This window comes from Streptomyces rimosus subsp. rimosus, from assembly GCF_000720725.1.
GTDB lineage: Bacteria > Actinomycetota > Actinomycetes > Streptomycetales > Streptomycetaceae > Streptomyces > Streptomyces rimosus_A.
Genome location: NZ_JOCQ01000222.1, coordinates 1 through 1,460 on the forward strand (window position 1 = coordinate 1; position 1,460 = coordinate 1,460).

Annotated in this window: 1 protein-coding gene; it reads right to left on the reverse strand. The window is 78.6% G+C overall.

Annotated elements, in window-relative coordinates:
- The coding region (locus IH45_RS0142570; RefSeq protein ID WP_107058828.1) for a molybdopterin molybdotransferase MoeA at positions 1-1,460 on the reverse strand (1,460 nt) is incomplete at both ends.

Genomic DNA, 1,460 nt, shown 5'->3' on the forward strand with positions numbered 1-1,460 from the left:
GGTCGGTGGGGGAAACGTTCGGGCGGTGGGGCGGGGCGGGGGCGCGGTGGTGCGGTGCCGGGGCGGGGCGGGCCGGGGTCGGGGCGTCGGGCGTCCAGTCCGCCACCGCCACCGTGTCCACCGAACCTTCGCCGGTCCACGGCAGGTCGAGGAGTTCCACGTCGCCGCCGCGCGCCGCGCCGCCGGGCGGTACGACGGCCATCGCGTCGGCCGCCGCGATGCCGCGCAGCATGGCGGGCCCGCTGAACCGCAGCGGTACGACCGCGCCGCCGTCCCCGTCGTCGGCCGCGCCCTCCCGGAAGGCGACCGGGACGAGCCGTGTGTCGTGCGGGTGGCCGGACACGGCGGCGGTCAGCGGCGCCCGGTAGGCGGGCGTCCGGCGGCGCGCCGCGAGCGTACGCAGCGCCGGCTCGGCCAGCGTGACCAGGCCCGATACGGCGGCGAGCGGGTTGCCGGGCAGCCCGACCAGCAGCCGGTCGGTGGCCAGGCGGGCGAGGAGCATGGGGTGTCCGGGGCGTACCGCCACGCCGTCCACCAGCACCTCGGCGCCCAGCCTGCGCAACGTGGGATGCACATGGTCGACGGGCCCGGAGGCCGTACCGCCCGTGGTGATCACCAGGTCGGCGGTGGAGGACGCAAGGGCGTCGTACAGCGCGTCGGCGTCGTCGCCGAGGTGCCGGGGCGGCCCGGCGTCCGCGCCCACCGCGCGCAGCCAGGGCGTGATCATCGGCCCGAGCGCGTCCCGGATGCGCCCCTCGGCGGGCAGCCCGGCGTCCAGCAACTCGTCACCGAGGACGAGGATTTCGACGCGCGGCCGGGCGTACGCGACCAGCTCGTCGTAACCGGCCGCCGCGGCCAGCCCGAGCACGGCCGGAGTCACCAGGGCGCCCGCGGGCAGGAGTTGGTCGCCGCGGCGGCACTCCTGGCCGCGCGGCCGGATGTCCTGGCCCGGCGGCACGGGAGCGGGCGCGTACAACTGCGCGCCGCCGTCGGGCCGCTGCCGTACCTCGCCGTGCTCGCTGCGCAGCACGGCTGTGGCGCCGGGCGGGATGCGGGCACCGGTGGCGATCGGCACCGCGTCGCCGTCGGCGACGGCCTCGGACGCCTCGTGACCGGCCAGGATGCCGTGCTCGTGCTCGTCCGGACGGCTCCGGGCGGCGAGGTGCCAGGGGCCGGGCCCGGCGACCGCCCAGCCGTCCATCGCAGAGGTGTCGAAGGACGGCAGATCGGTGAGCGCGGTCAGCGGCTCGGCGAGGGTGCGCCCGAGGGCCGCGGCACCGAGCGGGCACACGACCGGCGGCAGCGGGCCGCGCGGCGCCCGGGCGGCGAGCCCACGGGCCGTACGCCAGGCGGTCGGCGCGGGGCGGTCGTGCCGGGTGCGGCGGCCGGGGTGGGTGGGGTGGTCGTGACCCGGGGATTCGGTGATCGGGGAGAGCGGTGTGGAGTTCGGTGTGGTGGGT